General features: G+C 64.7%; 20 protein-coding genes. 11 read left to right on the forward strand and 9 right to left on the reverse strand.

Annotated elements, in window-relative coordinates; all coding sequences use genetic code 11:
• Nucleotides 1-20 precede the first annotated feature (20 nt).
• From HAP40_RS16505 to HAP40_RS16515, 3 genes are all read right to left on the reverse strand, one after another.
• On the reverse strand, nt 21-2096 hold the full coding sequence (locus tag HAP40_RS16505) for a TRAP transporter permease (protein WP_166816819.1): 2076 nt from the start codon (nt 2094-2096) through the stop codon (nt 21-23).
• A 134-nt stretch (nt 2097-2230) separates the two neighbouring features.
• Nucleotides 2231-3397, reverse strand: a complete 1167-nt coding sequence (locus HAP40_RS16510) for a TAXI family TRAP transporter solute-binding subunit (RefSeq protein ID WP_166816818.1) — start codon at nt 3395-3397, stop codon at nt 2231-2233.
• Between the two features lie 144 nt (nt 3398-3541).
• Nucleotides 3542-3763, reverse strand: coding sequence for an acetyl-CoA carboxylase biotin carboxyl carrier protein subunit (locus HAP40_RS16515; protein ID WP_166816817.1), 222 nt, complete (start codon nt 3761-3763; stop codon nt 3542-3544).
• Nucleotides 3764-3857: 94 nt separating this feature from the next.
• On the opposite strand from HAP40_RS16515, the gene HAP40_RS16520 reads away from it, so the two are divergent.
• The 6 genes from HAP40_RS16520 (at nt 3858) to HAP40_RS16545 (ending at nt 11212) form a co-directional block, all read left to right on the forward strand.
• On the forward strand, nt 3858-4832 hold the full coding sequence (locus HAP40_RS16520) for an IclR family transcriptional regulator (RefSeq protein WP_166816816.1): 975 nt from the start codon (nt 3858-3860) through the stop codon (nt 4830-4832).
• Nucleotides 4762-6321, forward strand: coding sequence for an acyl-CoA carboxylase subunit beta (locus tag HAP40_RS16525; protein WP_166816815.1), 1560 nt, complete (start codon nt 4762-4764; stop codon nt 6319-6321). The genes HAP40_RS16520 and HAP40_RS16525 overlap by 71 nt, the downstream gene beginning before the upstream one ends.
• 107 nt (nt 6322-6428) lie before the next feature.
• The gene (locus tag HAP40_RS16530) at nt 6429-8123 is read left to right on the forward strand and encodes a GMC family oxidoreductase (RefSeq protein ID WP_166816814.1); all 1695 of its coding nucleotides are present in this window, start codon (nt 6429-6431) and stop codon (nt 8121-8123) included.
• Between the two features lie 438 nt (nt 8124-8561).
• Entirely contained in the window at nt 8562-9989 is a 1428-nt protein-coding gene (locus HAP40_RS16535; protein ID WP_166816813.1) for a TadE/TadG family type IV pilus assembly protein, read from the forward strand.
• A gap of 12 nt (nt 9990-10001) precedes the next feature.
• A complete protein-coding gene (locus tag HAP40_RS16540; RefSeq protein WP_166816812.1) occupies nt 10002-10559 on the forward strand; it encodes a TadE/TadG family type IV pilus assembly protein in 558 nt (185 codons plus the stop codon).
• On the forward strand, nt 10559-11212 hold the full coding sequence (locus tag HAP40_RS16545; protein WP_166816811.1) for a TadE/TadG family type IV pilus assembly protein: 654 nt from the start codon (nt 10559-10561) through the stop codon (nt 11210-11212). Before HAP40_RS16540 ends, HAP40_RS16545 begins: the two co-directional genes overlap by 1 nt.
• Nucleotides 11213-11219: 7 nt before the next feature.
• Here HAP40_RS16545 and HAP40_RS16550 read toward each other — a convergent pair whose 3' ends face one another.
• From HAP40_RS16550 to HAP40_RS16570, 5 genes are all read right to left on the reverse strand, one after another.
• Complete coding sequence (locus HAP40_RS16550; protein WP_166816810.1) at nt 11220-12689, reverse strand: FAD-binding oxidoreductase; 1470 nt, start codon at nt 12687-12689, stop codon at nt 11220-11222.
• Nucleotides 12690-12766: 77 nt separating this feature from the next.
• Nucleotides 12767-13030, reverse strand: a complete 264-nt coding sequence (locus HAP40_RS16555; RefSeq protein WP_166816809.1) for a hypothetical protein — start codon at nt 13028-13030, stop codon at nt 12767-12769.
• A 65-nt stretch (nt 13031-13095) separates the two neighbouring features.
• The gene (locus HAP40_RS16560) at nt 13096-14385 is read right to left on the reverse strand and encodes an MFS transporter (protein WP_166816808.1); all 1290 of its coding nucleotides are present in this window, start codon (nt 14383-14385) and stop codon (nt 13096-13098) included.
• Between the two features lie 115 nt (nt 14386-14500).
• A complete protein-coding gene (locus HAP40_RS16565) occupies nt 14501-15697 on the reverse strand; it encodes an acetyl-CoA C-acyltransferase (protein ID WP_166816807.1) in 1197 nt (398 codons plus the stop codon).
• Nucleotides 15698-15987: 290 nt separating this feature from the next.
• Entirely contained in the window at nt 15988-16758 is a 771-nt protein-coding gene (locus HAP40_RS16570; RefSeq protein WP_166816806.1) for an enoyl-CoA hydratase, read from the reverse strand.
• A 155-nt stretch (nt 16759-16913) separates the two neighbouring features.
• On the opposite strand from HAP40_RS16570, the gene HAP40_RS16575 reads away from it, so the two are divergent.
• Nucleotides 16914-17441 (forward strand): PaaI family thioesterase, encoded by a 528-nt coding sequence (locus HAP40_RS16575; RefSeq protein ID WP_166816805.1) that lies wholly within the window; start codon nt 16914-16916, stop codon nt 17439-17441.
• Between the two features lie 70 nt (nt 17442-17511).
• Complete coding sequence (locus HAP40_RS16580; protein WP_166816804.1) at nt 17512-18132, forward strand: TetR/AcrR family transcriptional regulator; 621 nt, start codon at nt 17512-17514, stop codon at nt 18130-18132.
• Between the two features lie 113 nt (nt 18133-18245).
• Here HAP40_RS16580 and HAP40_RS16585 read toward each other — a convergent pair whose 3' ends face one another.
• Entirely contained in the window at nt 18246-19154 is a 909-nt protein-coding gene (locus HAP40_RS16585) for a LysR family transcriptional regulator (RefSeq protein ID WP_166816803.1), read from the reverse strand.
• 102 nt (nt 19155-19256) lie between these two features.
• Here HAP40_RS16585 and HAP40_RS16590 point away from each other — a divergent pair, with 102 nt between their 5' ends.
• From HAP40_RS16590 to HAP40_RS16600, 3 genes are read left to right on the forward strand one after another with little or no spacing between them, the layout of a single operon-like run.
• Nucleotides 19257-20753: a CoA-acylating methylmalonate-semialdehyde dehydrogenase gene (locus tag HAP40_RS16590; protein WP_166816802.1), complete on the forward strand. Its 1497-nt coding sequence runs from the start codon at nt 19257-19259 to the stop codon at nt 20751-20753.
• 24 nt (nt 20754-20777) lie between these two features.
• The gene (locus HAP40_RS16595; RefSeq protein ID WP_166816801.1) at nt 20778-21923 is read left to right on the forward strand and encodes an isobutyryl-CoA dehydrogenase; all 1146 of its coding nucleotides are present in this window, start codon (nt 20778-20780) and stop codon (nt 21921-21923) included.
• The gene (locus HAP40_RS16600) at nt 21920-22987 is read left to right on the forward strand and encodes an enoyl-CoA hydratase/isomerase family protein (protein WP_166816800.1); all 1068 of its coding nucleotides are present in this window, start codon (nt 21920-21922) and stop codon (nt 22985-22987) included. Before HAP40_RS16595 ends, HAP40_RS16600 begins: the two co-directional genes overlap by 4 nt.
• The last annotated feature ends 23 nt before the right edge of the window (nt 22988-23010 follow it).

Consider the following 23010-nt stretch of genomic DNA (forward strand, 5'->3'; position numbering starts at 1 on the left):
GCCCCACTTGTGCAACGCAATCAGGGCGCGCGCAACCCGTCCGGCACCATGGTCTGCCGGCGGACCAGGAGAAGGGCGAGCAAGGTCGTAGGCACGAGGATCGCAAGGCCGAGCAGCGTCACCTGCATCTGCGACAGCGGCATGATTCCACCGCCCGGGGTTGCCACTACGAAGCCGCCGATCACCAGCAGCACGCGGATCGGCCATTCCAGCGCACCGGCGCCGCGCAAGTTGCCGACGAAGGGCTGGTAGCCCTGGATGCCGCCGCAGATGAACAGCGTTCCGAACGCAGCAAGGCCCATCAGACCGAGGCCGGCGAGGTAGGGGTTCGGCCCCTGCAGCACCAGCGCCGGATTGAGCACGAAGAAGAACGGGATGAAATAGATGATGCTGCCGACCCACATCGATTCCCAGCCGGTCTTCATCGCCGGCGAGCCGGCGATGCCTGCGGCGGCGAAGGAGGCGATCGCGACCGGCGGCGTGATCGACGACAACATGCCCCAATAGAAGATGAACATGTGCACGGCCATGCGGTTGAGCCCGAGCTTCTCCAGCGCGGGCGCGACCAGGATGGCGAGGAAGATGTAGCAGGCCGTCGTCGTCAGTCCGAGGCCGAGGATGAGGCTGGTGAGGGCGCACATGCCGAGCAGCAAGAAGGCATTGTCGCCCGCGATGTGCAGCAAGTCGTTGGCAAGGCTCGACACCACGCCGGTCATCGAGAACGCGCCGATCAGAAGGCCGCAGCCGGCGAGGATGCCGACCAGCTCGACGAAGGTGCGGCCGTTGACCTCCAGGAATTTGCCGATGGTCGCGAACGTCCACCGCGTGTCCTTGGAGAAGAGCTGGTTGAGGACCAGCAGCAGGGCGGTGGCGTAGAACGGCGCGTGGCTCTCGCGCTTGAAATAGAGCAGCATCACGATCAGGAGCGCGATGACGAAAACGTAGTACCAGCCGTCCTTGATCGTATCCATGACCCGCGGCAGGTCGGCGCGCGGGATGCCTTTCAATCCGTGACGCGCGGCGTAGGTATCGACCTGCATGAACAGGCCGACATAATAGAGCGCAGCCGGGATGATCGCGGCGACCGCGACTTCCGCGTAGCTGACGTTGAGGAACTGTGCGATCACGAAGGCCGTCGCGCCCATCACCGGCGGCGCCAGCACCGCACCTGTGGAGGCGCAGGCCTCGATCGCGGCGGCATAGGAAGCGCGGAAGCCGCTCTTCTTCATGACGGGGATGGTCATGGTGCCCGCGGTGAGCACGTTTGAGATGATCGAGCCCGACATCATGCCGAGCAGACCGCTGGCAAAGATGCAGACCTTCGCGGCACCGCCGCGGAAGGTGCCGCACATCGCGAAAGAGAGGTTGATGAAGAATTTGCCGGCGCCCGTCATCATCAGCGCGGTGCCGAACACCAGGAAGCCGATCACGGTGTCGGCAAAGGCCTGGATGGGAATGCCGAGCAGGCTTTCGCCGGAAAGCACGTGATAGGCGGTCGCCTGTTCGAGCGTCGATTGCGTACCGCGGAACGGCCCGAGCCAGCTGGCCTCGGCGAACAGCGGATAAACGGTGAAGGGCATCACGCTCAGGAGCAGGCTCCAGCCGCCGGTGCGGCGCAGCGCCTCCATCAGCATCACCCACATCACGAGGCCCGCGGCGATCACAGGGGGCGGAGCGCCGCCGAATTCCCAGCCGGCCTCTGCCGCCTTGCGCACGTTCGACATCAGCATGATGGCCGCGGCGAACGTCGCCACGAACAGGACGAGATCGTACCAGGGAATCCGGTCGAGCGGGGCGCGCTTGGTGCCCGGAAAGATCAGGAACGTGAAGGGCAGCATCAATGCGATCAGGAGATAGAAGTACTCCGTGTTGAGCTGAGTGTAGCCGATAAAGAAGCGCAGCGAGAATTGCTGGTTGATGCAGAGCAGGATGGTCGCCGCCGTCGCGACCACCAGCGTCCAGCGCCAGGCGCCGCGCAACGTGCGCACGCGCGTGACCTCCGCCTCCTGCATGTTGCCGGCGGCGCCATGCGGGTCGTCGAACACGACCGGCTTGGCCTCGTCCTTGGGGCCGGTAGAGGTAGCAGTAGAAGACATCATCGACCCCGCACGTGGGCTGGCGACTGACTAGGCGAATGGCCGTTGGTTGAGTCGATAGGCCGCGGGCTCCTCAACCTCTCCCGCTTGCGGGAGAGGGGGCGCATATCGCCTGTGTAAGGAGCCCATTCGCTCTATTCCTCGAACCCGTTCGGCATGTTGGCCTTGGCAAGCGCCGCGGCGCGCGCCTTCATCCAGCCGTCGAGAAACGCCTTGTCGTCCGACGGCGGATTGGACTTGCCGTACTCCGTCCATGCGGCGCCGAGCACCTCCTGGCGCTTGATCAGCTTGTTGTTGTGGGCCTCCTGCGCATCGCTCCATTGCCCGGCTTCCTTCAGCGCCTTCACCGCGCCGGGATGCACCGGCACCACCCAGTTCTTGGTCTGGCGGTCGGCGCCGAGGCCGCCGGCGCCGGGCGCTGAGTCCTTGTAGGCGTCGTAGTTCACGATCATCGACTTGGTGATCGCATAGATCTGGTCGGCCGGTTGCGAGGCATAGGCGACGAAGATCGGGTAGGGATAGTTGCCGAGCTCGACCGGCTTTTCCGGCGTGATGCCGGCACCGCAGGTCGCAAGCTGCGGGAAGAAGAACGAGCCGACCTTCTGCATCCGCGCCCAGCCCTCCTTGTCCTTCGCGGGCAGCGGCGGCCAGATCAGGCCGCGCGGCGAGGTCTCGGCCTCCTTGGCCGGGCCGGTGATGGTGGTGCCGAAGGCGGCATCGACGTCGTTGTTGATCAGGCCCTTCCACATCGCGCCGTAGCTGGCGAACTCGACGGCCTTGACGTCCTTCTGCGTCAATCCCCCGAAGGCCAGCACCGCGAGCGAATTCTGATTCAGCGCGGGCGAGCCGACCACGAAGCCGACGCGCTTGCCCTTGAGGTCCTTCAGTTCCTTCACACCGGTGTCGCCGGCAACGCCGAGCGAGCCGCAATTGCAGTCGACGGATGAGAGCAGGATCTGGAGCGGCTGCGGACCCCATTCCTTGGAGCCGAACTCGAAAACGCCTTCCTGCGCGAAGTAGGTGCCCGATCCCATCGCAGATGAGACCGCGCGCTTGGCGCGCAGCGGCGCAAGGCGCGCGACGTCGTTGCCTGCGGGGAGCACGCGCACATCGGTGCCGAACTTGTCCTTCATCATCTTGCCGACGCCGACCGCGATATTGAATCCGGCGGTGCCGGTGTCGTAGGCGGTGAACGTCAATGTCGCTGGCAGCTTGACGTCTTCCGCAGACGCATAGCGTGTAGACACAACAGAAATGCCTGCCACCAAGGCAGGCGCGAGCACGAGCAGCCCACGAAGCATGTTTCCCTCCATCGATCCTCGCTTCAGCGCGAGGACATTCTTGCTTGAATCGGATCATGTCACCGGCTATCCGCGATGGCAACGCCGGACCGCGAATGCAGAAACGACGCTGACAGATTGTCGCGGAATCAGCGGATCATGCAGTTAATTCGTGATGATCGCGATGGCCTGTCCCTCGGCAACGACGTCGTCGAGCTTCACCAGAAGCGATGTGATCGTGCCGCTCGCGGGCGAGGAAACCGGTATCTCCATCTTCATCGCTTCGACCACCACAACGTCGTCGCCATCCGCAACGGTTCCTCCAACTTGCACGGGAGTTGAGCAGATGCGACCCGCGACCTCCGTGACGATCTTAATTTCTGGCATGCCATCGCCTTTTTGTTGTCGTCGCAAAATGCCTGAGGTAGCGTCGTCTGCAAGTGGAATTTAATTCCGCAGAGCGGAACAAACGGTAGGGAACATGGGACGACGATCGGAGCGGTTGAGTAAGCAAGGCGCGCTCGCTGGCGACGCCGGTGAGGGTGATGTCATCCAGGTGGTGTCGCGCGCGTTCGACGTGTTGCGATGCTTCGAGGGCCACGATAGCAGGCTCGGCAATCTCGAGATCTCAAATCGCTGCGGTCTGCCGCGTTCGACGGTGTCGCGGCTCACGCACACGCTGACCCGCATGGGCCAGCTCGTCTACCTGCCGCGCGATCAGAAGTATCGCATCGGCCCGAGCGCGGTGGCGATGAGCGCCTCGATGATGAAGGGCGCGCAGCTGCGCAGCATGATCCGGCAGCGGCTGCAGGAGCTCGCCGAGCAGCTTCCCGGCACGGTCGGATTCGTCGTGCCCGATCGCTTCCATCTCGTCTATCTCCAGTTTGCGCGCTCGGCGAGTGCGCTCGGCCTGCACGAAGGCACCGGCAGCCGCATTTCGATGGCTTCGACTGCAGCAGGCGCGGCTTACACTGCTGCCCTGGCGCCCGAGGTCGGCGATGCCTTCATCGCGGACATGGAGCGGGAAGCCCCCGAGGCTGCGAAGATCCTCAAGCCCCGCATCGAGGCCAACCGGCAGTCGCTGCGCGAGCGCGGTTACGTCGTGGCCTGCGGCCTGTGGAGCCCGCACATCAACGGCCTCGCGGTGCCGATCTGGTCGCCGCAATATCAGACCTTCGTGGTGATCACGATCGGTCTGCTCTCGGCGATGTATGACGAGCAGCGCCTGCATGACGAAGTCGCCCCGCTGATGCTCACGCTCGGTCGCTCGCTCGGCAGCCTGATGGAGGGCGCCGAGGGCGACGTCTTCAACAACCGTATTTCGCGTAAGCCGGTCGCAATGGCCGTGCACAACAATAACAAGCCGATCAACTCGGAGGGAGTGAATGAACTGGAAGCCGGAACTCGACGAGCTCGCCCGGCGCGAAGCCTTCGCGCGGGAGATGGGCGGCGTTGACAAGGTCAGGCGACAGCATGACCAGGGCCGGCTGACTGTTCGGGAGCGCATCGACGGACTGATCGACAAGGGAAGCTTTCACGAAATCGGTGCCGTCTCCGGCATCGGTGAGTACGATTCCAGCGGCGAGCTGAAGAAGTTGACGCCGGCAAACTGCGTGTTCGGTCGCGCGCGCGTCGATGGCCGCACGATCGTCGTGGTCGGTGACGATTTCACCGTGCGCGGCGGTTCGGCCGATGCGTCCATTTCCGCAAAGCCGTTGATGGCGGAGGAGATGGCGCACGACTTCCGCCTGCCCATCGTCCGCATCATCGAAGGCTCCGGCGGCGGCGGCTCGGTCAAGACCATCGAGACCAAAGGCGCGGCCAATCTGCCCGGCGGCATCGGCGGCACGCGCTGGTATCGCTTCACGACCGAGAACCTGTCGCGCGTGCCTGTCGTGGCGCTCGGCCTCGGCTCGGTGGCGGGCCTGGGCGCCGCGCGCCTTGCCGCCAGCCACTATTCCATCATGACCCGGAAGTCCGCGATGTTCGTCGCGGGCCCGCCGGTGGTGAAGGCGCTGGGGCAGGACCTCACCAAGGAAGAGCTCGGCGGCGCCGACATCCAGACCCGCGCCGGCGCGGTCGATCATGCCGTCGACACGGAAGAAGAGGCGTTCGCCTGCGCGCGGCGCTTCCTCTCCTATCTGCCGTCGTCGGTCTACGAGCTGCCGCCGACCTTGCCGTGCACCGACAATCCCGAGCGCAGCGAAGAGGCGTTGATGAATGCGGTGCCGCGCAACCGCAAGCAGGTCTACAAGATGCGGCCGATCATCGAGTCGGTCGTCGACAGGGGCTCGTTCTTCGAGGTCGCCAAGAATTTCGGCAAGCCGATCATTGTCGGCCTCGCCAGGCTCGAGGGCAGGGCGGTGATGGTGCTCGCCAGCGACAGTTTCCACTATGGCGGCTCGTGGACCGCGGATGCCTGCCAGAAGGTGGTGCGCTGGGTCGATTTCGCAGAGACGTTCCATCTGCCGATCGTCTACCTGATGGACTGCCCGGGCTTCATGATCGGTCTCGATGCCGAGAAGGCGGCCACCATCCGCCACGGCGTCCGCGCCATGGCCGCGGTCAACCAGACCACCGTGCCCTGGTGCACCGTGATCCTGCGCAACGCCTTCGGCGTCGCTGGCGTCGTGCATCAGCCGGCCGACCGCTTCTCGATCCGCTATGCCTGGCCGTCGGCCTATTGGGGCTCGCTCCCGCTCGAAGGCGGCATCGAGGCCGCCTACCGCGCCGACATCGATGCGGCCGAGGACAGGGGGGGCAAGCTGAGGGAGATCGAGGAGCGCCTCAACAAGCTGCGCTCGCCGTTCCGCTCGGCCGAGAAATTCTGGGTCGAGGAGATCATCGACCCCAGGAAGACGAGGTCGCTGTTGTGCGAGTTCGCGCGCCTCGCCGAGCCGCTGCGCAAGGCAGGGCCGCCGGAGAATTTTTCCATCCGGCCTTGATATCGGCCATCATCGCTGCCGCGCGACAATTGTCGCGGCAGCGATGGCGTGACCTCAAAACAATTACACGCTACGGTCCCCCGGCAAGAACAAGAGGACGCGCAATCGTGTTTGACTTCATTATCGTGGGCGGCGGCTCGGCGGGGTCCGTGCTGGCCCACCGGCTCTCCGCAAAGAGTGCCAACAAGGTCCTGCTCTGCGAAGCCGGACAGGACACACCGCCCGGCAACGAGCCGGCCGAGATCAGGGACAGCTATCCGGGCACGGCCTATTTCGATCCGCGCTTCCACTGGACCGACCTCAAGGTCACGACCCAGATCGTCAGCCACAACAATCCGAACGAGGGGCGTCCGCCCTTGCGCAAATACGAGCAGGCGCGGGTGCTCGGCGGCGGCTCCTCGATCAACGGCCAGATGGCCAACCGCGGCGCGCCGACCGATTACGACGAATGGCAGGCGCGAGGCGCCGAGGGCTGGAGCTGGAACGACGTGCTGCCCTTCTTCAAGAAGGTCGAGCGCGATCTCGATTTCGACGGACCGTACCACGGCAAGGACGGCCGGATCCCCGTTCGCCGCATCCCGCGCGAGCACTGGACGCGGCATTCGCAGGCCTTCGCCGAGGCCTTCCAGCAGGCCGGCCACCAGTTCGTGCCCGACCAGAACGGCGAGTTCGTCGACGGTTATTTCCCGGTGACGCATTCTAATCAGGCCGAGCAGCGCGTCTCGGCCGCCATGGGCTATCTCGATCGCGACACCCGCAAACGCGCCAACCTCACGATCTCCACCGGCACGCAGGTTCGGGAGTTGCTGTTCGAAGGCACCCAGTGCGTGGGCGTGAAGGCTATGGTCGACGGGCGGGAGCAGGAATTCCGCGGACGCGAGATCATTCTCTCCAGCGGCGCCATCCATTCGCCGGCGCATCTGCTGCGCGCCGGCATCGGGCCAGTCGGGCACCTCAAGGATCTCGGGATTCCCGTGCTGATGGGCTTGCCGGGCGTTGGCCAGCGCCTGATGGATCATCCCTCGATCTCGCTGTCGTCCTTCGTTCGCCGCGGCGCGCGCATGAACAAGCACACCAGGCGCCACATGCAGCTCGGCCTGCGTTACTCTTCCGATCTGCCGGGCGTGCCGAAAGGCGACATGTTCGTCGTCGTCATCAGCAAGTCGGCCTGGCATGCAGTCGGGGAGCAGATCGGTTCGCTGCTCACCTTCGTCAACAAGACCTATTCCGAGACCGGACAGGTCAAGCTTGCCTCGCGCGATCCCTCGGCGGAACCGATCGTCGAGTTCAATCTCTTGTCCGACCGGCGCGATCTCGATCGCCTGATGAGCGGCTTCCGCAAGATGGCGGCGGTGCAGATGAGCGACGTGGTCAAGACGGTGACGGACAAGCCGTTCCCGGCCGCCTATACCGACAAGGTCCGCAAGATCGGCGTGGTCAACACCAAGAACAAAATTCTGACCAAGGTCGCCGCAACGCTGATGGACGGGCCGGCGGCGCTGCGTCATTACATGATCGATAATTTCGTGGTCGAAGGGTTTACCTTCGATCAGGTGATGAACGACGACGAGGCGCTGGAAGCCTTCGTGCGCAAGGCGACCATCGGCGTGTGGCACGCCTCCTGCTCATGTCGGATGGGCCGGGCCGACGATCCCATGGCGGTGGTCGACAACCAGGGCCGGGTCAAGGGCGTGCAGGGACTGCGCGTCGTCGATGCCTCGATCTTCCCTGTGGTGCCCTGCGCCAACACCAACTTCCCGGTGCTGATGTCGGCGGAAAAGATCGCTGCTGCGATGCAGTGAGTTGCAGGCACCCGCGTTGTCAGCGGCCGCCGGCTTGCCGGTGCAGCGCGCGGGTCCGTGACCAAGGCAATGTCTTCCTCCGGCAGGACTGGGATACCGTCATTCCGGCCTGCCGGCGGCCGGCGGTCCAGCCCGTCGGCAGGACCCGCCGCCACCTCGCGCCGGGCGAGGCCGCCGCCATCCCGCCGTGGAGATGGTCTTTGCCGGGAATCCCCGGGGTCGCGTTTAAGCGACGTTAATGATGCCTTCTCAATACGACACATCGCACTCTGTTGCGGTCCATGTTTGCGGACCGCCCGTAAGTGTTGATTAAGAAGGCCAAATCCATATTCCGACCTGCGATGAGCGGGGATCGGCAGCAGGAATGCTGCGGCCTCCGCCATCACGGGATTTCAGGGAAGGGTTTTTGCCGCAACGCCGGCGATCAGGATGAAGGTCATGTTCCGCCGCGCAGTGCATCGTTTCGCGAGAGATCGGAAGGCCAACGTCGCCATTATCTTCGCGCTCATGATGGTCCCGACCATCTTTCTGCTGGGCATGACGCTCGACTACACGCTGGCCTTGCGCAAGCGCGAGCAGCTGGACGCCGCCGCCGACGCCGCCGCGATCGCGGCCGTGCGGCCTGCGATGCTGACGCAGACCGACACGGCCGTCGTCAAGGCGACGGCGGAAGCCGTGTTCGCGGCGAAGGCCAATCTCCCCGGCCTGTCGTCGGTCCCGACGCCGACGGTCACCGTCACCGATTCCGGTCTCGCGCGAACCATCACGGTTGCCTACACCGCGCAGTCCGTGAATAATTTTCCCGGCGTCCTCGGCAAGCAGACCTGGCAGGTCGGCGGTTCGGCGACGGCGCGGGCGTCAAGCGCGCCCAACATGAACTTCTTTCTGCTGCTGGACGACTCGCCGTCGATGGCGATCGCCGCGACGCAGACCGACATCACCAACATGATCAACGCCACGAAGAATCAGCCGTCGGGTTCGAAGAACTGTGCGTTCGCCTGTCATGAAACGAATCCCCAAAAGGACAGCGGCGCCACCTCGTCGACCAAGGACAATCTCACCATCGCGCGCAACAACAACATCACACTGCGCATCGATCTCGTGACCAACGCCGTCAAGCAATTGCTCGTGGGGCCCTGGTCGTGTCCGCAGTCGGGTGTGTCGGGAGGCGTCATGCAGTGCATGTCGGCGCTCAACAACACCACCTACAAGGCCGCCATCTATACGTTCGATTATGCCCTCAACACGATCCAGACGCTGACCACGCCGACCACCGCCGGCACGAAGATCTCCAACATCCAGCTCATGACGGTCGACCACCAGAACTGCATCATCGTCGCCAGCAACGGCAACTGCGTCTACACCACCGACTACGGCACGGATATTTCGGGCGGGCTCACGGGCGTCAACACCATCATGCCCAATCCCGGCACCGGCACCAACCAGGCGGGCGACACGCCGCAGGAAGTGGTCTTCCTCGTCACCGACGGCGTGGAAGACAAGCTGATGCCGAAGCCCGGGACCTGCGACGCCGCCGCCACCTATCCGCTGCCGACGGGCAGCTCCACGACCGTGCGCTGCCAGCAGCCGCTCGACACGACGATCTGCACGACCATCAAGAACCGCGGCATTCGCATCGCGGTGCTCTACACCGAGTATCTGCAGTTGCCGACCGACAGCTGGTACAACAGCCGCATCGCGCAATTCAACAATCCGTCCTCGTCCACGGGCATGATCGCGCAAAGGCTGCAATCGTGCGCCTCGCCCGGCCTGTACGCGAGTGTGCAGACCGGCGGCGACATCTCCGCGGCGCTGACGAACCTGTTCCTCAAGGTCGCGTCCAGCACGGCCAGCCTCGTGAAGTAGAGAAGACGCGCCATGACCGGCCCTGCCGCAACAACCAAGAGACGCCGCAATCGCTGCGCTGACTTCGCGCGGGACCGCCGCGGCGCCACCGCCGTCGAATTCGCGTTGATCGCTGCACCGTTTCTCGCGCTTATCATCGCGCTTGTTCAGACGTTTCTTGTTTTCTTCGCCCAGCAGATGCTCGAATCCGTCGTGCGCCAGTCGGGCCGCCTCGTCATGACCGGACAGGTCCAATCGGCGCAGATGACGCAGGCGGTCTTCAAGCAGAAGGTCTGCGATCAGATCGTTATCCTGTTCAACTGCACCGGCCTGATGGTCGACATGCAGGTGGCAACCTCGTGGACGTCGGCGAACACCGCGATGCCCACGCTGACCTTCGACAGCACGGGCAAGGTCACCAATACCTGGCAGTACAATCCCGGTGATGCCGGGGATATCGTCGTGCTCCGCGTCATGTATGTGTGGCCGGTGGTCCTCGGGCCGCTCGGCTTCAACCTCTCGAACCTCACCAACGGCAACCGGCTGATCATGTCGTCTGCCGCGTTCCAGAACGAGCCAGGAGCTTCCTGATGTTCTCCGCCCTGTCATCTCGCGCCCGGCATTTGGTGGCCGATGACCGCGCCGTTGCAGCGACGGAGTTCGCCATGGTGGTGCCGTTCATGCTGGTGCTCTATGTCGGCGGCGTCGAGCTCGGCAACGGCCTTGCCATGAACGTCAAGGTCAGCGCGACCGCGCACAGTGTCGCCGACATGATCACGCAGAACACCGCCGTCACGTCCACTCAGATGGACGGGATTCTCGCGGCTGCGAGCGCCATCATGGCTCCCTATCCCACCAAGAAGGGCACGACATCCCTGATGACGATCACGGTCTCGGAAGTCTCGACCGACAGCACGGGGAAGGCGACGGTGCAATGGAGCAAGTCGACGAGCTCCACGGGGGCGAGGGCCGTCGGTCAGCAGATGAGCTTGTCGTCCTTTACCGCGCCGAGCGGGACCAGCAACGCCAATATCTCGCTCATCCTGAGCGAAGTGTCTTACGACTACCAGCCCAATCTCGGCTTCACCATCGCCGGCACCGTGAAGCTGTCCGACAGCTACTATTTGTTCCCGCGCTGCTCGACCAACAGCCCGGCCACCTCCAGTTTTCCCTATTACGACGTGAAATATCCGGCGACGTCGAGCTGCACCTGCGTCCAGCACCTGCAGAAGAAGACCTGTTGATCCACGGTCACAGCCGCAGCACCTTGCCCGGGTTCATGATGTTCTGCGGATCGAGCGCGCGCTTGATGGTGCGCATGATGTCGAGCTCGGTCTTCGAGCGGTAATGGCTGAGCTCGTCGAGCTTGTCGATGCCGATGCCGTGCTCCGCTGAGATCGAGCCACCCATGGAGGTGATGAGGTCGTTCACGGCCCGGGTGATGGCATCCTTGTATTGGGTCAGCGTCTGCTGATCCATGCCCACCGGCCCCATGAACGAGAAGTGCAGATTGCCGTCACCGATGTGTCCCAGCGGGTAGGGGCGAATGGTCGGAAGAATGTCGAGCACGGCCTTGAGCCCCTTGTCGATGAACTCCGGTATTTTGGAGATCGCCACCGACACATCGTAGCTCAGTCCCGGCCCCTCGGCGCGGGAGGCCTCGGCGACACCCTCGCGGATGCGCCACATGTTGCGCGACTGACTGACCGTATGCGCGATCGCCGCATCGAGCACGCGGCCGGCCTCGAGCTGATCGGCGAGGAACTGTTCCAGCTTCTCGGACATGCCCTCGGTCCCGTCCCGGCGTGGGCGCGCAGACGACCATTCCAGCAGGAGATACCACAGCGTGTCCGCCTTCAGCGGATCCTGGGTGCCGGGAATGTGACGCAGCACCATGTCGATCGCGGCGCGGCTCATCAACTCGCAGGAGCCGACATTGTCCTCGGATGCCGCATGCGCGTCGGACAGGATCTCCAGGGCCGCGCGGGGATCGCGGATCGCCAGCCACGCGGTGCTGACGTCCTTCGGCGCCGGCCATAGCTTGAGCACGGCCTTGGTGATGATTCCGAGCGTCCCTTCGGCGCCCATGAACAGGTGCTTGAGGTCGTATCCGGTGTTGTCCTTCTTGAGCGCGCGCAATCCGTCCCAGACGTCGCCATTCGGCAGGACGACCTCGAGCCCCAGCACGAGATTGCGGGCATTGCCATAACGCAGCACCTGCACGCCGCCGGCGTTGGTCGACAAATTGCCGCCGATCATGCAGGAGCCCTGGGCGCCCAGGCTGAGCGGCAGGAACCTGTCGTGACTGGCCGCAGTCTCCTGGAGCGTCTGTAAAACGCAGCCGGCCTCGACCGTCATCGAATAGCCGACGGGATCGACATCCAGCACGCGGTTCATGCGGCCCAGCGACAGCACGATGCCGGTGTGCGCAGGCCAGGGCGTGGCCCCGCCCATCAGGCCGGTGTTGCCGCCCTGCGGCACGATCGCGACGCCGTGCTCATGGCAAAGCCGGACCACTTTCGACACTTCCCCTGTGCTGCCGGGACGCACGACGGCGCCGGCACCGCCGACCAGCACTCCCCGCCAATCCGTCACGAACGGCTGCTTGCCGTGCTCGTCCTCGATAAAGCCCTTCTCGCCGACGATCGCGCGCAACGCATCGCGCATCTCGGCGGTCAAGGGAGCGGTCGGGATGATGGGTTCGGAGGACGGAGCAGGCATTTGTTTCCCCTGGGTACATCTTGGCGTGTACTCGATGTGCCGATCCCGGCAACGTTCAGGCAATCTTTGCAACATTTCTAAACATCTTCGTCAACATCCCGCGGCCATTCGGGTCCAGGACGCGCCCAGACTTCACGGATCAGGATTGGCTCAATGCTATTGAAGTTTTCGGCAGGCCGCATGGGCATCGGTGCGGCCTGTCTCGTGCTCATGGGCGTCAGCCCATTGTGCGCAGAGCCGGTGTTCGACAGCTTGGCCGGCACATGGTCGCGCATCGGCGCGATGAAGCCCTCGGACGGTCCGCGCGAGAAGGTTCGTTGCAAGGTGACGTACAGCGTCACCAGGCCGGGACGGTCGCTGACTCCCGATCTGCGCTGCGCGAGCCAGTCACCACCAAGATCAGGTACTAGGCCATCGCGGCTTGCGGCTTCGGTTGCCGCGACAGCGCCAGCACGATCAGCGCGGCGAACACACAGAGCGCTCCGGCGATGAAGAAGGCGGGCAGATAGCTCTGATAGACCGTCCGCGAGAAGCCGGCGCCGAAGGCGGCCGCGCCGGCACCGAGCTGATGGCCGGCGAAAATCCAGCCGAACACCAGATTGGCGCGCTCGGGTCCGAATTTCTGCGCGGTGAGCCGCACCGTCGGCGGGACCGTGGCGATCCAGTCGAGCCCGTAGAACATCGCGAAGATCGAGAGGCCGTAGAACGAGAAATCGCTGAAGGGCAGGAAGATCAGCGAGAGCCCGCGCAAGCCATAATACCAGAAGAGCAAATAGCGATTGTCGTAGCGGTCCGACAGCCAGCCCGACATGATGGTGCCGAAGAAGTCGAAGATGCCCATTGCGGCCAAGAGGCTCGCGGCCTGCACCTGCGGGATGCCGAAATCGAGGCACATCGGGATCAGGTGCACCTGGACGAGCCCGTTGGTCGAGGCGCCGCAGACGAAGAAGGTGGCAAACAGGATCCAGAACGCAGTCGACTTCGAGGCGTCGCGCAGCGTGCCGAGCGCCACCCCCGTAATCGAGCCGTGGCTCACGGGCGGGGCGGGCAGGGGCGCGGTACCCTCGTCGCCGAACGGGCGGAGGCCGACATCGCTCGGCCGATCGCTCATCGCGAGCAGGACCGCCAGCGCCGACACCACGAGCATGATGCAGACGAAGCCGAGCGCGAGCCGCCAGCCGTAGCGTTCGGTGAGGCTCGCCAGCAGCGGCAGGAACACGAGCTGGCCGGTGGCAACGCTCGCGGTCATGATGCCGACGACGAGGCCGCGCCGCGCTGCGAACCAGCGCGTCGCAATGGTTGCGCCGAGCACGAGCGCGGTCATGCCGGTGCCGATGCCGATCACCACGCCCCACAAGGCGATGAGTTGCCAGACCTCGGTCATGCCGAGCGAGAGCACGAGCGCCGAGACCACGATGAGCTGCGCTGCCAGCGTGACGTTGCGCAGGCCGTAGCGGTTGAGCAGGGCGGCCGCGAACGGCGCCATCAGCCCGAACAGGATGAAGCGGATCGACAGTGCGGAGGAGATCTCCGCCGTGCTCCAGCCGAACTCCTTTTGCAGGGGAACGATGAACACGCCGGGCGCACCGACCGTGCCGGCGCTGATCAGCGCGGCGAGGAAGGTGACGCCGACCATCACCCAGCCGTAGTGGATATTGCGGCGGGAAAGCGCTGCCGCGAGCCAGTTCGAGATCATTGAGCCTCAACGTTGGTGGGCAGGTCTTTGGGAGGCCTGCGCGAGGGTACAGAATGACACGGGACGCGTCTGTCTAAAATGACAGAGTTCCCTCATTTTCGGACTTTCTATCGCGTCAGTGCGCGAGCCGCTCCACCGCGATCGCCGTTGCCTCGCCGCCGCCGATGCAGAGCGCCGCAACGCCGCGCTTGAGGTTCTGCGCCTCGAGCGCGTGCAGCAGCGTCACGATCAGCCGTGCGCCGGTTGCGCCGATGGGATGGCCGAGTGCGCAAGCGCCCCCATTGATGTTGAGCTTGTCGCGGGGAATGCCGAGGTCGCGCTGTGCCGCCATTGCCACCACGGCGAAGGCCTCGTTGATCTCGAACAGGTCGACATCGCCCGCGCTCCAGCCGACCTTGTCGAGCAGCTTGCGGATCGCCGGGATCGGCGCGGTGGTGAACCATTGCGGCTCCTGGCTGTGAGTGGCGTGGCCCTTGATCTCGGCCAGAACCGGCAGGCCGCTGCGATCGGCGAGCGAGCGCTTGGCCAGCACCAGCGCCGCGGCGCCGTCGGCGTTGGCGGAGGAGGCGGCCGGCGTGATGGTGCCGTTGGCCCGGAATGCCGGCTTCAATCCGGGAATTTTCGCGGGATCGACCTTCAGCGGATGCTCGTCATTGGCGATGACGCGGGGGCCTGCTTTCTCGCTCAGCGTGATCGGCGATATCTCGGCCTTGAAGGCGCCGCCCTCGACCGCCTTGCGCGCGCGGCTGAGCGTCTCCATCGCATAGGCGTCCTGGTCCTTGCGGGTGAACTGGTAGGCTTCCGCGGTCGCCTCGCCGAAATCGCCCATCGAGCGGCCGGTCTCGTAGGCGTCCTCCAGCCCGTCCATCATCATGTGGTCGATGATGCGATCATGGCCGACGCGATAGCCACCGCGCGCCTTCGCGAGCAGGTAGGGCGCGTTGCTCATGCTCTCCATGCCGCCGGACACGACGATCTCGGCCGAGCCGGCGCGGATGATGTCGTGGGCGAGCATGGTCGCCTTCATGCCGGAGCCGCAGACCTTGTTCACGGTGGTGGCACCGGTGGCATCGGGCAGGCCGGCCGCGCGCGCTGCCTGCCGCGCCGGTGCCTGGCCCTGGCCGGCCGGCAGCACGCAGCCCATGAAGACCTCGTCGACCTTCTCGGGTGCGAGCCTGGCGCGCTCCAGCGCGGCGCCGATCACGTGCGATCCGAGCTTGTGTGCGGCGAGCGGCGACAGCTCGCCCATGAAGCGGCCGAGCGGGGTGCGGGCGGCGGAAACGATGACGACGGGATCGGCGGCTTCGGCCATGACGGAACTCCCTGCGGTAATAGATAAGATTATGATCATCATATGATGCGGCGCAAAAAATGCAACCGCGGGAGAGATGAGAAAATCTTGCGGTTCGCATGAGATTTGTTGATGGGAGCCGAACTCTCACTCTGTCGTCGTCCCGGCGAAGGCCGGGGACCCATAGCCACGGGTCAAAGTTTTGCGAAGAATGGCAGTCAAGTGACTATGCCGTGGTACGGAGACCACGGTTCATCGAGAAATCACGCGGTATGGGTCCCGGCGTTCGCCGGGACGACACCGAGAGCCGCCTACCGCTTCCGGTTCACGAACGCCTGCATCAGCCGCGTCGGTTCGTCCGTCAGGAACGACTCGCCGAACACCTTGACGCTCAAATTCACGGACTCCGTCAGCGGCAGCTCCTCCCATTGCCGCAGCAGCGCTTTCTGCGACCGCAGCGCCTCCGGGCCGCATTCGAGCAACGCCTTCACGACGTGCTCGACCTCGGCATCGAGCCCGCCTTCCGGCGCGACCTTGTCGACCAATCCCCATGCCAGCGCCGTTGCTGCGTCGATGTTCTCCGCCGTCATGACCAGCCAGCGCGCGCGGGCCCAGCCGATCAGCCGCGGCAAGAGCGCCGCGTGGATCACCGAGGGGATCCCGACCCGCACCTCGGGCATGCCGAAATGCGCATCATGTGCGGCGATGCGGAAGTCGCAGGCCGCGGCGACCTCGAGCCCGCCGCCGAGGCACCAGCCCGGCATGCGCGCGATCACGGGCGCCGGGAAGGTGCGTACCGCTTCGCAGAGATCGCGCAGGCGGCTAATGAAGGCTTCGGCCGATGTCTGGTCGAGCTTGGCCATCTCCTTGATGTCGGCGCCGCCGATCATGCTCTTTTCGCTCTGGCCGCGCAGCACCACGACGCGGATGCTGCGGTCGGAAGAGAGCTGCTCGAGACCTTCGCGCACCGCGTCGGTCACGGGCGAGCCGAGAATGTTGAGCGTGCCGGCGTTGCAGATCGCGACATGAACGACGCCGCGGGCATCGCGCGTGATGCCGCAATGTTGATTGAGCATTTCCATCGTTTGATCTCGAAAGATTTCGTGGCGTTGGGACGCCTATGGGGCGTCCGGACCACTTCCCGTCTGAAATGGGTCAATTGTCAAGCGGGCGGCGACGGAGTTGCCAACGTGAAGTCCGTGATATAGTATGATATATGTCATATAAAGAGGCCGTCATGACCGAATCCAATCAACTCGACCTGTTCTCGCCGGCACAGCGGCGTGAGCGCGTGGTGGACTGGCAGGTGCCCGCGCCGGTCGCGAAAGTGGCGATGGGCCTGTCGGGCATGGACGCCATGCTGGGCATTCGCGACGGACGGCTGCCGCCGCCGCCCTTCGCCAAGCTGATCGGGTTCACCATGGCCGTGGTTGAGCCGGGCCGGATCGTCATGGAACTGGAGCCGCGTGAGGATCTCGAGAACACCATCGGCCTTCTGCACGGGGCGACGGCGGCGGCGCTGATCGATACCGCGATGGGATGCGCAATCTCGACACGGCTGGAAGCCGGGCAATCGTCCGTGACGCTCGACCTGAAAATGACCTTCCTGCGGCCGCTCTCGGTCCGTTCGGGGCGCATCTCGGCCGAAGGCAAGATCATCAAGCTGGGACGCCAGACCAGCTATACCGAGGGTTTCGTGCGCGACGGCAAAGGCGCGCTCTCGGTCCATGCAACTGCAACCTTCTCCATGATCAGCAATGTCTGAACGCGAATTAATTCACCGTCTGGTCCAATACTGTGTTATGAGATGATCTTCGACATTCAATGAGATGCGCATGCGCTATTCCCGGGAACACAAGCAGGAAACCCACGACCGCATCGTGAAGAAGGCCTCGGTGCGGCTGCGTGAAAAGGGGGCCCACGGCATCGGCGTCGCCGATCTCATGAAAGAGGCGGGCCTGACCCATGGCGGCTTCTACGCCCATTTTGATTCCCGCGAGGCACTGGTGATCGAGGCCTTCGCCTACGCCATGGATCGGTCCATGGATCATTGGCGGAAGCTGACCGGCGAGGCCGTGCCGGAGAAGCGGTTGGCGCTGGTCATGGAGAGCTATCTCTCCGCGCTGCATCGCGACAATCCCGGCCATGGCTGCTCGATCCCCGCCCTCGGTGCCGAGATCGCCCGCGAAAGCCCAAAGACGCGGAAGGCCTTTGCGGGCAAGCTCGACGAGATGATCGAGATGATGACTGACTACATTCCCAACCTGCCGCGCAAGGCGGCGCGCAAGCAGGCGATTGCGACATTGGCCACCATGGCCGGCACCATGCTGCTCGCGCGCATCGCCGGATCGAGCGAACTCTCGGACGAGGTGCTGAAGGCAGGCAAGGATAGCGCGCTCGAGGGTGTGAAGCGTGAGCCGAAGGTGGCTGCCGCGAAGAAGGCGAAGCAGAATTAGGCAGGGTATCGTAGGGTGGGCAAAGGCGCGTGAGCGCCGTGCCCACCATCTCTCCACGATTGCGGCTGACATGGTGGGCACGCTTCGCTTTGCCCACCCTACAGGACGGTCGTTCACGGCCCCGCAAACAACGCCCGCTCGCGCTCCACGATCTCCGAGATGTAATCCGCCACAGCCCGGATTCGCGCGAGGTCCTTGCTGTCGGCGTGCATCAGCATCCAGAACGTCCGCGTGATCGAGATCTCGTCAGGCAGCACAGGCACCAGCTGTGGATAGTCGCTCGCCATGAAATGCGGCAGCACGGCGATGCCGAAGCCCGAGAGCGTGGCGTTGAGCTGGGCGATCAGATTGGCGCTGCGGAAGCGCGCGGAGATACGCGGCGACACCTGCGGAAGATAGTCGAGTTCCGGCGTGAACAGGAGCTCCTCGATGTAGCCGACGAAGCGGTGCTGCGGCAGATCCTGTCGTGAGGCGATTTTTGGGAAACGCTCGAGATAGGCGGGGGCGGCGTAGAGCCCGAGCCGGTAGTCGAGCAGCTTGCGGCCGACGATGCGGCCTTCCTTCGGCATGGTCAGGCTGATGGCGATGTCTGCCTCGCGCTTGGAGAGGCTGAACAGCCGCGCAGTCGCCACAAGTTGCAGATCGAGATCGGGATACCGGTCCGCGAAGGGGGCCAGCCGTGGCGCCAGGAAGGCGGTGCCGAACCCATCGGGGGCACCGATCCGCACCGTTCCGGTCAGCCGCGCCACCGAGCCGCCGACCTGCTCCTGGTTGGCGACGATGGTCGATTCCATCGCTTCCGCGCTGTCGGCGACCCGCTGGCCGGCCTCGGTGAGGAGGTAGCCGGTCTTGCGCCGGTCAAAAAGCTTGGCGGACAGGTGCTTCTCCAGCCGGTCGACGCGGCGGATCACCGTGGCATGGTCCACGCCGAGCTGTTTTGCCGCAGCCGACACCGAGCCGCCCCGCACGATGGCGAGCACGAAGCGAAAGTCGTCCCAGTCGATGCTACCTTGATCCAGCATTTTCGCACATCTATGGTGCAATATCTCAGACTTGAATCCCAATAAATGCAGGTCGATAGGATTTGTCAAAGCGTTCAAGCTCGACCTCAAGGAGATCATTCCATGCGTTCAGTCGGACATTTCATCGGTGGCAAGGAAGTGAAGGGCACGTCGGGCCGGACGGCAGACGTCTTTGAGCCGATGACCGGTGACGTCCAGGCCAAGGTCGCGCTGGCCTCCAAGGCCGAGGTCCGCGCCGCCGTCGAGAACGCCCGCGCCGCGCAGCCGGAATGGGCCGCGACCAATCCGCAGCGCCGCGCCCGCGTGATGATGAAGTTCGTGGAGCTGGTTCAGCGCGACTACGACAAGCTCGCCGAGCTTCTGGCGCGCGAGCATGGCAAGACCGTTCCGGATGCCAAGGGTGACATCCAGCGCGGCCTCGAAGTCGCGGAATTCGCCTGCGGCATCCCGCATCTGATGAAGGGTGAATACACCGAAGGCGCCGGCCCCGGCATCGATATCTATTCCATGCGCCAGGCGCTCGGCGTCGTCGCCGGCATCACGCCGTTCAATTTCCCGGCGATGATCCCGATGTGGAAGTTTGCCCCCGCCATCGCCTGCGGCAACGCCTTCATCCTCAAGCCCTCCGAGCGCGATCCCGGCGTGCCGATGCTGCTCGCCGAGCTGATGATCGAGGCCGGCCTGCCGGCCGGCATCCTCAACGTCGTCAATGGCGACAAGGAAGCGGTCGACGCCATCCTGGACGATCCCGATGTCAAGGCCGTGGGCTTCGTCGGCTCCACGCCGATCGCGCAGTACATCTATGAGCGCGCCGCGCAGACCGGCAAGCGTTGCCAGTGCTTCGGTGGTGCCAAGAACCACGCCATCATCATGCCCGATGCGGATATGGATCAGGCTGTCGACGCGCTGATCGGCGCCGGGTACGGCTCGGCCGGCGAGCGCTGCATGGCGGTCTCGGTCGCCGTTCCCGTCGGCAAGTCCACCGCCGACCGCCTGATGGAGAAGCTCATCCCGCGCGTCGAGTCGCTCAAGATCGGCACCTCGATCGACCCGTCGGCCGATTACGGTCCGCTGGTCACGCGCGAGGCGGTCGAGAAGGTGAAGAGCTACATCGACATCGGCATCAAGGAAGGCGCGACGCTGACCGTCGACGGCCGCGGCTTCAAGATGCAGGGCTACGAGAAGGGCTTCTATTTGGGCGGCTCGCTGTTCGACAACGTCACCAAGGACATGCGGATCTACAAGGAAGAGATCTTCGGCCCCGTGCTCTCGGTCGTCCGTGCGCATGACTACAAGGAAGCGCTGGCGCTGCCCTCGGATCACGACTACGGCAATGGCGTGGCCATCTTCACCCGCGACGGCGACGCCGCGCGCGACTTCGCGGCCAAGGTCAATGTCGGCATGGTCGGCATCAACGTGCCGATCCCGGTTCCGATCGCCTATTACACCTTCGGCGGCTGGAAGAAGTCCGGCTTCGGCGATCTCAACCAGCACGGCCCGGACTCGGTCCGCTTCTACACCAAGACCAAGACGGTGACCTCGCGCTGGCCGTCCGGCGTCAAGGAAGGCGCGGAGTTCTCGATCCCGCTGATGAAGTAAACCTCCTTGGAGCGAGAGGCCGGGATGCAATTCGCTCTGAACGGGGATCAGGTCGCGGTTCGCGACATGGCGTTGGCGTTTGCGGCGGAAAAGATCGCGCCGCACGCGCTGCGCTGGGACGAGGAAAAGTATTTCCCCGTCGACGTGATGCGCGAGGCAGCAAGCCTCGGCATGGGCGGCATCTACATCCGGGAGGATGTCGGCGGCTCCGCCATGTCGCGGTTCGACGCGGCGCTGATCTTCGAGGCGCTGGCGACGGGCTGCCCGACCACCTCCGCCTTCATCTCCATCCACAACATGGCGTCCTGGATGATCGATGCCTTCGGCAGCGATACCCAGCGCCAGAAATGGCTGCCAAAACTCTGCACCATGGAGCTGATCGCGAGCTACTGCCTGACCGAGCCGGGCGCCGGCTCGGACGCGGCGGCGTTGCGCACCCGCGCGGTGCGCGAGGGCGACCACTACGTGCTCAACGGCCAGAAGCAGTTCATTTCGGGCGCCGGCGGCACCGATCTGCTGGTTGCGATGGTCAGGACCGGCGGCGACGGTCCCGGCGGCATCTCGACCCTCGTCATCGACGGCAAGACACCGGGCGTTTCCTTCGGCGCCAATGAGCGCAAGATGGGCTGGAACGCGCAGCCGACCCGCGCCGTGATGTTCGAGAACGCCCGCGTGCCGGTCGCCAACCGCCTCGGCGAGGAGGGCATCGGCTTCAAGATCGCGATGGCCGGCCTCGATGGCGGCCGCCTCAACATCACCGCCTGTTCACTGGGTGGCGCGCAGGCCGCGCTCGACAAGGCGCGCAGCTACATGAAGGAGCGCAAGGCGTTCGGAAAACGGCTCGACGAATTCCAGGCGCTCCAATTCCGCCTCGCTGATATGGCGATCGAGCTAGAGGCCGCGCGCACCTTCCTGTGGCGTGCTGCGGCGGCGCTGGATCGCAAGGATCCGGATGCCACCATGCTGTGCGCGATGGCCAAGCGGTTCGGCACCGATGTCGGCTTCGAAGTCGCCAACCACGCGCTGCAGCTTCACGGCGGCTACGGCTATCTCAGCGAATACGGCATCGAGAAGATCGTGCGCGATCTGCGCGTGCACCAGATCCTCGAAGGCACCAACGAAATCATGCGGCTCATCGTGGCGCGCAAATTGATCGAGGGCGCGCGATGAGCGCAGTGGAAGAGGGCGATCTCGTCGTTCGCCGCGAGGGCGCCGCGGGCGTGATCCGGCTCAACCGGCCCAAGGCGCTCAACGCCATGACGCTGGAGATGTCCATCGGCATCGACGCGGCGCTGGACCGCTTCGAGACGGATCCTGCAGTCGCGCTGATCATTCTGGAAGGGGCCGGCGAGCGTGGTCTCTGCGCCGGCGGCGACATTCGCGGCCTCTGGGAGAGCTCGCGCGAGGGCGGCGACCTCGGCGCGCGGTTCTGGCGCCAGGAATACGTGATGAACGCGCGGATCGAGAAGTATCCGAAGCCGTATGTCGCGTTCATGGACGGCCTCGTGATGGGCGGCGGCGTCGGGCTGTCAGGCCATGCCAGCCATCGTGTCGTCACCGATCGCACCAAATTGGCGATGCCCGAGGTCGGGCTCGGCTTCTTCCCGGATGTCGGCGGCACCTGGCTGCTCTCGCGCTCGCCGGGCGAGATCGGCACCTATTTCGGCCTCACAGGGCAGACCATGAACGGTCCCGACGCGATCCACGCCAAGTTCGCGGATGCCGTGGTGCCGGCGGCCAAATGGCCGGAGCTGCGCGAAGCGCTGACGAGGGTTCGGCCAGACGCGACGGCAGCCGACGTCAGCAAGCTCATCGATGGCTTTGCGACGGGCGAGACGGCCGGACCGGTCGCCGTGAAACAGGTGACGATCGATGCGCTGTTCGGTTTCGACCGCATAGAGGACATCTTCGCTGCGCTCGCGCGCGACGGCTCCGAATTCGCGCTGGCCACGCTCAAGACGCTTAATGAGAAGTCGCCGCGCGGCATGGTAGTGACGCTGAAACTGCTGCGGCTGGCGCGCACGGCGTCGAGCCTGGAAGCGTGCCTGGTGCGCGAATATCGTGCCGCGCTGGAAGTCTTCCGCAGCGACGACTTTCGCGAAGGCGTGCGCGCCGCCGTGATCGACAAGGACCGCAAGCCGACCTGGTCGCCGCCGCGGGTCGAGGACGTGACGCCGCAGATGCTTGCGCCATATCTCGCCGAGATCGGCGCCGACGAGCTGAAGTTCAACTAATCAACGAAACCCGCGGAGGAAAC

This window comes from Bradyrhizobium sp. 1(2017) (genome assembly GCF_011602485.2).
Taxonomy (GTDB): Bacteria; Pseudomonadota; Alphaproteobacteria; order Rhizobiales; family Xanthobacteraceae; genus Bradyrhizobium.

Coding starts and splice junctions, on each gene's coding strand:
- HAP40_RS16585 (WP_166816803.1), bottom strand. CDS start 19,154: ATGCTGGATCAAGGTAGCATCGACTGGGACGACTTTCGCTTCGTGCTC.
- HAP40_RS16570 (WP_166816806.1), bottom strand. CDS start 16,758: ATGGAAATGCTCAATCAACATTGCGGCATCACGCGCGATGCCCGCGGC.
- HAP40_RS16590 (WP_166816802.1), top strand. CDS start 19,257: ATGCGTTCAGTCGGACATTTCATCGGTGGCAAGGAAGTGAAGGGCACG.
- HAP40_RS16600 (WP_166816800.1), top strand. CDS start 21,920: ATGAGCGCAGTGGAAGAGGGCGATCTCGTCGTTCGCCGCGAGGGCGCC.
- HAP40_RS16595 (WP_166816801.1), top strand. CDS start 20,778: ATGCAATTCGCTCTGAACGGGGATCAGGTCGCGGTTCGCGACATGGCG.
- HAP40_RS16565 (WP_166816807.1), bottom strand. CDS start 15,697: ATGGCCGAAGCCGCCGATCCCGTCGTCATCGTTTCCGCCGCCCGCACC.
- HAP40_RS16525 (WP_166816815.1), top strand. CDS start 4,762: ATGAACTGGAAGCCGGAACTCGACGAGCTCGCCCGGCGCGAAGCCTTC.
- HAP40_RS16520 (WP_166816816.1), top strand. CDS start 3,858: ATGGGACGACGATCGGAGCGGTTGAGTAAGCAAGGCGCGCTCGCTGGC.
- HAP40_RS16535 (WP_166816813.1), top strand. CDS start 8,562: ATGTTCCGCCGCGCAGTGCATCGTTTCGCGAGAGATCGGAAGGCCAAC.
- HAP40_RS16575 (WP_166816805.1), top strand. CDS start 16,914: ATGACCGAATCCAATCAACTCGACCTGTTCTCGCCGGCACAGCGGCGT.
- HAP40_RS16580 (WP_166816804.1), top strand. CDS start 17,512: ATGCGCTATTCCCGGGAACACAAGCAGGAAACCCACGACCGCATCGTG.
- HAP40_RS16560 (WP_166816808.1), bottom strand. CDS start 14,385: ATGATCTCGAACTGGCTCGCGGCAGCGCTTTCCCGCCGCAATATCCAC.
- HAP40_RS16540 (WP_166816812.1), top strand. CDS start 10,002: ATGACCGGCCCTGCCGCAACAACCAAGAGACGCCGCAATCGCTGCGCT.
- HAP40_RS16510 (WP_166816818.1), bottom strand. CDS start 3,397: ATGCTTCGTGGGCTGCTCGTGCTCGCGCCTGCCTTGGTGGCAGGCATT.
- HAP40_RS16550 (WP_166816810.1), bottom strand. CDS start 12,689: ATGCCTGCTCCGTCCTCCGAACCCATCATCCCGACCGCTCCCTTGACC.
- HAP40_RS16515 (WP_166816817.1), bottom strand. CDS start 3,763: ATGCCAGAAATTAAGATCGTCACGGAGGTCGCGGGTCGCATCTGCTCA.
- HAP40_RS16545 (WP_166816811.1), top strand. CDS start 10,559: ATGTTCTCCGCCCTGTCATCTCGCGCCCGGCATTTGGTGGCCGATGAC.
- HAP40_RS16505 (WP_166816819.1), bottom strand. CDS start 2,096: ATGTCTTCTACTGCTACCTCTACCGGCCCCAAGGACGAGGCCAAGCCG.